Raw genomic sequence first — 8177 nt, forward strand, 5'->3', positions numbered from 1 at the left:
GCGAAAGGATGATCGTCGCAGTCGTTTGCACGATAGTTATCTGTTCGTTGCTTCCAGGAGCCTCCGCCGTAACATGTGGGCGCGTCGTTTGGCCTTGTACATCAGGCGCGCGGGCAGATTAACAATCTTCCACAGTGCAACCGCAGCCTTCGCTTCCGTACGATATTTTTCGGCCCTTTCCTCGGCGCGTGCGTGGCTCTCGACCAAGCGTCTGAGCCCGTATAAGGCACTCGCGTCGTACACGACTGACGGGCTCGCGAGCGCAGATATGCGCTGGACGAGGTCCGCTGCAACCATCTTTGCATCGTGGTGCATGCGAACGAGATCTTGGCCGATGCGGCCGTAGTCGGGGCTATAGTTGGCAAAGTCGGCTCGAAGCGTCGCCATGTCGGGGTGCGCGCGAAGTGCAGAGCCGGCAAAGCCGTTGGCCTCGAGCTTAGTGTAGTTCGCAGCTGTCACCCAGCCGTCTGAGCCGGAGTGCTCATGCACATAGGCCGGTCGCCCGCAGGACATTGCCTCCAGTATCGAGCGTCCGTAGCCGACTACGATATCAACCTGGGCGATCGCCTTGGCCACGTCGAGCGTAGGAGTTGGACGCCCAAGGTAATGCCACTTCAAACCAAAATCGCCCCAAGCCTCCTGTAGTTGCGTCAGGCGCTGCCCTTCGGCAAGGCTGTAGTTGCCGACGTAGAGGACGTCGGTTGGTACTGGCTTGGCAAAGCCGCGCGGGCTGTAGCGCAAGATGTCGATCGGCTGCCGGATGCGAAGCACATCGCCGGCGCCCACACATCCTCGCGCCAATATCTCGAAGCGGGTGTTAGGCGCGATCGTTGCGGTGACGATACCGGGCTCGGGGGGCGGCAGATCCTGCTCAAGAGTGTTTTGCATCGCATAGAGCCGTACGGCTTTTGGGTAGATCCGTGCAAGGTCGATAGCGTGGGCCCGATCGAGCGAGATCGTTGCATCGATCTCGCGCGGCAGTTGGTGCAGATCCGATAATACGATGAACGCGCGTCGGCTCGCTTCCTCGGCCACCAGGCCGAGCTCGTTTGAGAATAGAACGATTTCATGACCGAGCTGAGCCAGGGCTTCGCCGAGCGTCAGGACGAATGTCTCCGCGCCCCCGGGCGAGCGCAACCGACGCGTCGCGATCACAAATCTCACAGTCGCATCCCTTTAAGTATGCTCAGCGCGCATGCGCGATCATCGAATGGCTCCGTCGTGCCGCGGGCATCGATGATCAGCCTGGTAAGGGCCCCAATGCCAAGGATCGCAACTATATCCCCTGGCCGCGCGGTGTTGATGGCCCTTTCAATTGCCGTGCGCCGCGACAGCAAGATATCGACTTCGCAGCGGCCCTTGATCATATCGAGCAACTCCTTGATGCGGAGTATCCGAGCGCTGCGCGGCGCGCTTCCAGTAGTCAGTACGACATGATCACTCAATGAAGCAATTGCGGAAGCGCACCCAGCAGCCTTCGGCAGGTCAGGTAAGCCGACCGGGCCGAATATGGTGTGCAAACGCGCCCCCCGCCGCCGCACGATTTCCTTCGCCGTCGAGAGCACCTGTCTCAAGCCGTCGGGGGTATGCGCATAATCAACGATTACGTCGAAGGGTTCGCCGCTGGTGATGATCTGCCAGCGACCGGGAGGGGCGTCAGCATGCTCGAGGCCAGCCCGTATTGTGTCGAGATCAATGCCTGCACCGGCACCAAATGCAAATGCGGCGGCGACATTCAGTGCGTTGTGACGTCCGGGGAGCCGCGTAGTCAATTCATACGTTTGCCCGCGATATTGCAGTCGGATCCGCGCCGCCGCAACATCCCACTCGGCCAACATCACCCGAACATCGGCGTGCGAGTCGAAACCATAGGATATCACGCGGCCGCTGGCCGCTGTGGTGCTCGTAAGCAGATTGCGTCCGCAGGGGTCGTCAATGTTGACGATGCCAACACCACATGTTTTGCCGTCGTTGACGAACATTCGGCTCTTTACGGCGCCGTAGTTGGCCATCGTGACGTGCCTTGTGAGGTGTTCAGGCGTCAAGTTCGTGAATATCGCGAACTCCGGCAGGAACGTCGGGCTTGCCTCCAGCTGAAAGCTCGACACCTCGCAGACGAGAACATCGTTGCTGGCCGAGCAGGCTGATAAGGGTGGTCCAAACTCGGTATTGCCGACGATCTGACAGGTCTGCGACGCCGCTCTCAGCACTGCTGCGACAAGGGCGCAGGTGGTTGATTTACCGTTAGTCCCGGTGACACCAACGACCGGGCAATCGGCACGGCGCCAGCCGTATTCGAGTTCATCGATGCAGGAAATACCTGCGGCCTGGGCGAACGATATAAGGGGAATGTCGAGATCAATCCCCGGGCTCTTGATGATCGTGCCGATCCGCTCTAGCCGTGGGATGAACTCAGTGCCATCGCTGCCCAGTGCGACCTCGACGCCCCTGGCCCGCCAAGCCGCAGCCTTACGTCGAATTGGCGAGGCGGTGTTTGCATCCCAAGCGTAGACCCCCTCCGGTCCGCAGGCCTTGAAAACAGCCTGAAGCGCCGCCTCACCGGCCCGTCCAAGACCGGCGACGAGAACTGGCGGGCGTGGTAGCGGATGCTTCAATATGGGCGCTCGCCGAACTCGCGCCCCAATGCTGCTGCGTTGAGATGCCGGGCAATTTCGGCGGCGATGCGCAGGCCAGTCATATCCTCGATCCAACGCCACTGGCCGGCGGCATTGATCTCGAGGAAAACGTAAGAACCATCGGGTCGCTCGATCAGGTCGATGCCAGCCATGTGAAGTCCGAACCGGCGCACGATCGAGCGGCAGAGGGCTTGGAGTTCAGCTGGCAACTCAATGGCGCTATGTTGGAGCGCTCGGAATCCCGCAGCGCGCCAATCGACCACTCCGTCGCTGTGCCCCTGAGAGGCAATTCGGCATGCGAAGATCGTATCGCCGATCACGGTGACACGCACATCCGAGGCTTTTGCAATGAGACGCTGGTAGATTGCGGGCGCCGCTGCCAGCGCCGCTTCGTCGTCCAGGTCCTGTGCCTCCAGACGCGTGGTGTGGATAACGAACTGACTATCAACTGAACGTCCCACAATTTGCCCGCCAACGAGCTTTGCTACCATCTCTCCGTCCCACTGCTCGAAACAACGGCGGATGCGTGCCGGATCCGAGGTGAGGATGGTGTCTGGAACCTCAAATCCGAGCCGAGCGGCGACCCGAAGCTGCAACACCTTGTTTCGCGTGTTTTTATTGGCCAGCGGATGGTTGATCCACAATGCCGGTTCTAATGCCAATATGCTGCCTTCGAGGGCTGCCGCCATTTCGGATGCGACTAGCCGGCCAGCGTCGGGATCGTCATGTTGGGTCGGCGGAGGGGTCTTGATATGACGAAAAAGCACTGCGGCGAATTCTTCGCCACAGTGCTTTTTTGAACCGACGCACAATCCGACCTGCGGCTCGCTCGCCTCTATTGCGAATTCAGCCTCCCTGCCACTGACGAATGTGTCAGTGTCAAAACGGACGAATTGCGTACCCAGTTGAGCCAGTTCGATTTCGATAAGCGGTACATGATCATCAGCGGAGTGCGTAACGATCAATATCGATCGCCGATTCACGTCGCTTATTTTATGTCGAGCTCGGTCGAGGTTCCGACATACTGCACGGCGATAGAGCTATCCACTGGGCGACGCTTTCTGAACAGCAGTGGAAGTACTTCAGATTTCTCAGCCTGGGGCATCATCGACACTCCTGTGAATTCGGAAGAGATTCTCCGAATAGTGCGTACAAGTTCTATTGGCGGGGACGAGCGACAGTCAAAGATTTACGTTTCCATATGCTCAGGATTCATCGGGAAATCATCTAAGTGTTGCAAATCGGCGACCCGGCTGTAATGCAAGAAATGACTAGAAGAGTCCTGTGGACCCGCTCAGATGGGTGAGGCGAGAGTGAACTTTGCCAAGACGATCAGTGTCTTGGGGGAAAGCACCGTTCCTTTGTCGATAGTCACGGAAATGTCCGACAAGTGTGCTCGTAGCGCGCGCTGACATCGCAAACAGCTGCTGTGAGCGCACCAGCCACCGCACCACACTGGGGTGATATGACCTCCAGAAGCTCCTGGCCCAAATGCCCCGCACCCTGCATCCGAAGGATGGAGAATGGCCGGTGCCCACTCGTCAGTCAAAAAATGGACATCGATTAAATCAGAACGATCGAGATGTTCGAGCAGAGGCGGTCAAGAGCCCCACTTGCGCGAGGCCCGGTTTGGTGGGAGTTCAGGCGGCGCGCGCGGAGACTCTCTTAAGTTCCCCGGCGGCGATTTCCGCTTCAAGCTGCTCTCGGAAATCCGCGATGCCGAGCATCTTGAATTGCTTGCCGTTCTCGTCGATGAATTCGTAGAGATTCCCGGTGACGGCGCGATTGCTGAAGAAGACTATTGCATCCTCATCGCCAGCGCCTCCTTCTGTGTGCGCCACGCCATTGACCACGCCCTTCACATAGCTCCCGCATGGTCGGATCTCCTTCGGAGAGCCGTCGGGGTTCTGGAATCGTAATTCGCCTTGGACCACCAAGGTGATGTAGGGAGCATGATGGATATGCAGCATCACTTGCTTGTTGGCGGCGAACTTGAAGATAACATCGACGACGCCAGCCTTCTCATCCACGTCGTATACGAAAAAACTAACGTTAGGCAGCCAGTCCAGCGTGCGCCATGCGATATTGCTGTCGTTGAATTTCGACATGAAATTCCTCCAGATCAATCCGTAATTTCCGATTTGGCGCGGTCTCGAATTGATGAGCGGCAGAACGCACCAGCAGGATTGTCGCGTACAGACATCACCGCAACAACGGCGATTTGCCCGCGATGGTTTGGGCGATTTGACTGATTTGAGATGACTGTCGACACGAAGGCGATGCGGTTTAGCCACTGCGGTTTGTGAGCGAGCGTCGTTCCGCGAAATTGAAGAGCGTCCGGTTCTGGCCCCAAGCAGACATTTCGAAGCTTATGAAGTCGCAATTGGCCTTGTTCGCATTTCCGGGAAAGCAGACACCTGCGTAATCGGGCGGGGACCAGTCCCTATGCGTGTCGGTCATGTCTTCAAGAGCGGACATATCATTCATGGGGATGAGTATGCGCCGTTTGCAGCAGTGTCCAGGTACCGAGAAGTCGACTCGCCGGTTCGCAGATGCGGTTGCTTGCCGGACGTCCGGCCATCTGCCATGGGTCGCTGGCAAGTCATGAATTCTTCGTGCAAGGCGAGTAAGCGTCGGCTGAGGGCAATTTTTGCGGTCCAGACAGTTAAGTGGTGAACTCCGCCGCTCTGGATTGCTCCGGGGGACATCGGGCTGCGTGCCGCTTGAACATCGGAACATGTCCCTAATCGGGCGTCCGTGGATGCTGGTCGTCGGCCACCTCCTGACGTTCGCAATGGCTGCAGTGGCCCCGCGAGAGGTGTCGGCTCAGACGCCGACGAGCGCTCCGCCAAATGCAGAGATGTCGTTTGACATTCCGGCTCAGCCAGTGGCGTCAGCATTGGACGCCTACAGCGCGAAGACAGGTATCGTTGCAGCTTATAACGGCAATCTTGCCGTTGGTCGTACCTCGGGCGGAGCTAGAGGGCGGTTGAGCCCGCAAAGCGCCTTGCGTCAATTGCTCAGTGGCAGCGGGCTTACGGCCCAGTTCACGACCGACGGCGCTTTTGTAGTCGTTCCGGATACGAGCCCTGCTGCGGCGGTCGCCCCGGCATACATCGCACAGGCGTTTCTCGCTGCGCAGCCGGGCCCTATCCAACGCTATTCGGGCTTGATTCAGAAAAGCCTCAACGAGGCTCTCTGTGGCAGCGCATGGACCCGGCCAGGCAGCTACCGGCTTGCCGTGAGCTTCTCGATCGGTCAGGCGGGAGAACTGAGGCATGTGAAGCTGCTCGACACGACTGGTGATGACAGGCGCGATGCGGCCGCGGCAGACGCTTTGCGCCGCGCGCGGATCGGAGCGCCGCCGCCGGCGGGCTTGCCGCAGCCGTTAACCGCAGTCGTGTTGCCGCAATCCTCAGGCGGCACGGTTGACTGCCGCTCAAGCGACGACGGTCAAAGAAGTGAATAAGAGGGCACGTGAATAAGAGGGTAAGAGCGCCTGCTCTTCTCGAGGCGCAGGTCTCAGACCCGGTGACCTTGAGGGAGCAGACGGAGGCAGAAAAGCTGCGGGTCGTCCTCGTTGCCCGGTATGCCGATCTCAGGACGCGTCTTGCACGCCGACTCGGGTCGCTCGACTCCGCGGAGGATGCGCTGCAGGACACCTACGTTCGTCTCCAAGCGGCAAAGCCAAACGGGCAACCGGGAAACCCTGTCGCTTACCTGTTCCAGGCGGCATTGAATATCGCCATAAACCAGCGCCGTGCCGAAGCGCGACGCCTTACGACATCCGAGATCGAAGCCCTGCTCCACATCGCCGACGATGCACCCGACGCGTTGAAGATCATTGAGAGCCGCGCCGACTTGGCGAAGCTAAAGCAGGTGATGGCCGAATTGCCGCCGCGCCAGCGAGCTATTCTGCTTGCGGCGCGTCTCGACGGGCTATCGAGAAAGGAATTAGCCGAACGCTTCGGGATTTCCGTTAGCATGATCGAAAAGGAGCTGCGGGCGGCGCAAATCAAATGTGTTGCCCGCTTCCGGCGTCGCTCATGAAAAACGGTCAAAAACAAATAATTCTGACGCAGCCGAGCCGCCTGCGCGGTGTCTCTCTTCTTGGGATAGAGGCGCTGCGCACCAGAGTTGCGGAAGGCAGCAGGGCGGCTGGCTATGGGGATAAGACCTAAAATGAGCGGAGGGGACGATGACAAACTCGGGCCGCTCGATGAGAAGGCACACGCCTGGATCCGCTTGCTGGCGTCGGGGGAGGCTACTGCGGCAGATGCCGAGGCGTTGAAACGCTGGTGCGCTCTCAGTCCGGAGCATGCGGCCGCATTTGCTGCCGCGAGTCAGTTCTGGCAGGCGATGGGACCGGCGGGGCAATCTCTTATCAATGACGACCGCGTAGCGAGCGTGACCGGCGCCCGCAGGTCGCGAATTCTCGTGGGTCGGCGGGCAGTTCTTGGTGGCGCTCTTGCTGCCTCCGCGGCTGGGATTATGATCGCCCGGCCGCCTTTTAGCTTGTGGCCGTCCTTTTCCGAGTTGAGTGCGGACTACCGAACGGGTGCTGGCGAGCAGCGCGAGGTCGCGCTCGGCGACGGTGTCTCGGTTCAGATGAACAGCCGCACCAGCATATCTCTTGCTAACGATGTGATCGAGTTGGTTGCCGGGGAAGCATCCTTTTCCAGGAAGTCGGATCGCTCCGCTGGCGCACTCGAGGTCGTGGCTGCCGGTGGACGGGTGGCGACAACGAACGGGAGATTTGACCTTCGCCGTTTCCAGTCGGGTGCTTGCGTCACCTGTTTGGAAAACGAAGTAAGTGTCGCTTACCAAGGGCAGAAGAAAACGTTTCGGGCCGGAGAACGCGTCAATTATGGCGAGGATGGATTGAGCGCCGCCATCGCGGTCGACCCCGACGTTGCAACTGCCTGGCGCAAGGGCATGATGATTTTCAAGATGACGCCACTGGCGGAGGTTGTCGAGGAGCTGAACCGCTACCGCAGCGGCCACATCATATTGCTCAACGGCGAGAAGGCGCGTGCTCCCGTCAACGGACAGTTCCGGATAGACAAGCCTGATGAAGCGCTTCTGCAACTTGAGCAAGCCTTTGACATCAAAAGCCGTGTCCTGCCCGGCGGTTTGGTTCTCCTGAGTTAAGCAAACCCGAGTGAGGCTTTATCGCCACGAGGCGTGGGCCCCAACAGCGCGGTCAGAAAATTTCGTTGAGGGTTGGGTCGCCGGCCGGTGTCACAGATTCGAAGTCGCCATCGCTGGTCGATGGGATCTGTGATTACTTGGCAGGGAAACCCCGATGCTCATCCCGAACGTCACCGCTAGTGCGCACGTCTCAAGGCGGTTCATTCAGCGGTCCGTCTTGCTTGCGACCGTCAGCGTGATGGCTCTGGCGCTGGCGTCGCCGGGGGCTGCCGCCAATCCGCTGGCGAGCGGGAACAACCTGCCGACGCCGTCGGCGGCGGCGATTGCGGCGGCGCAGTCCGGTCAGCAGGAGGCGGCGCGGGCGGCGCGGGCGGCGCAGAACGTGCTGCG

8 protein-coding genes and 1 pseudogene are annotated in these 8177 nt (G+C 59.6%); 5 read left to right on the plus strand and 4 right to left on the minus strand.

Annotated features, from left to right (window positions below; all coding sequences use genetic code 11):
* Window positions 1-36 precede the first annotated feature (36 nt).
* The 4 genes from AB4Z24_RS21635 to AB4Z24_RS21650 all read right to left on the minus strand — a co-directional run bounded on the left by AB4Z24_RS21635 (window position 37) and on the right by AB4Z24_RS21650 (window position 4744).
* Window positions 37-1164, minus strand: a complete 1128-nt coding sequence (locus AB4Z24_RS21635) for a hypothetical protein (RefSeq protein WP_441711573.1) — start codon at window positions 1162-1164, stop codon at window positions 37-39.
* A complete protein-coding gene (locus AB4Z24_RS21640) occupies window positions 1161-2615 on the minus strand; it encodes a Mur ligase family protein (protein ID WP_441711575.1) in 1455 nt (484 codons plus the stop codon). The genes AB4Z24_RS21635 and AB4Z24_RS21640 overlap by 4 nt, the downstream gene beginning before the upstream one ends.
* Complete coding sequence (locus AB4Z24_RS21645) at window positions 2612-3601, minus strand: MvdC/MvdD family ATP grasp protein (protein WP_441711577.1); 990 nt, start codon at window positions 3599-3601, stop codon at window positions 2612-2614. The genes AB4Z24_RS21640 and AB4Z24_RS21645 overlap by 4 nt, the downstream gene beginning before the upstream one ends.
* A gap of 675 nt (window positions 3602-4276) precedes the next feature.
* On the minus strand, window positions 4277-4744 hold the full coding sequence (locus tag AB4Z24_RS21650) for a regulator (RefSeq protein ID WP_441711579.1): 468 nt from the start codon (window positions 4742-4744) through the stop codon (window positions 4277-4279).
* Between the two features lie 629 nt (window positions 4745-5373).
* Between AB4Z24_RS21650 and AB4Z24_RS21655 the strand changes: the two genes are divergently transcribed.
* The 5 genes and pseudogenes from AB4Z24_RS21655 to AB4Z24_RS21675 all read left to right on the plus strand — a co-directional run.
* Window positions 5374-6105, plus strand: a complete 732-nt coding sequence (locus tag AB4Z24_RS21655) for an STN domain-containing protein (RefSeq protein ID WP_441711581.1) — start codon at window positions 5374-5376, stop codon at window positions 6103-6105.
* Window positions 6106-6113: 8 nt separating this feature from the next.
* Window positions 6114-6686, plus strand: coding sequence for an RNA polymerase sigma factor (locus AB4Z24_RS21660; protein ID WP_441711583.1), 573 nt, complete (start codon window positions 6114-6116; stop codon window positions 6684-6686).
* Window positions 6687-6818: 132 nt separating this feature from the next.
* A pseudogene (locus tag AB4Z24_RS21665) lies at window positions 6819-6971 on the plus strand (FecR/PupR family sigma factor regulator); the annotation flags it as partial.
* A gap of 156 nt (window positions 6972-7127) precedes the next feature.
* Window positions 7128-7787, plus strand: a complete 660-nt coding sequence (locus AB4Z24_RS21670; RefSeq protein WP_441711591.1) for a FecR family protein — start codon at window positions 7128-7130, stop codon at window positions 7785-7787.
* A 154-nt stretch (window positions 7788-7941) separates the two neighbouring features.
* A partial coding sequence (locus AB4Z24_RS21675; RefSeq protein WP_441711585.1) for a hypothetical protein occupies window positions 7942-8177 on the plus strand: 236 nt, incomplete at its 3' end.

The sequence above is a fragment of the Hyphomicrobium sp. 2TAF46 genome (genome assembly GCF_052114865.1).
GTDB lineage: Bacteria > Pseudomonadota > Alphaproteobacteria > Rhizobiales > Hyphomicrobiaceae > Hyphomicrobium_B.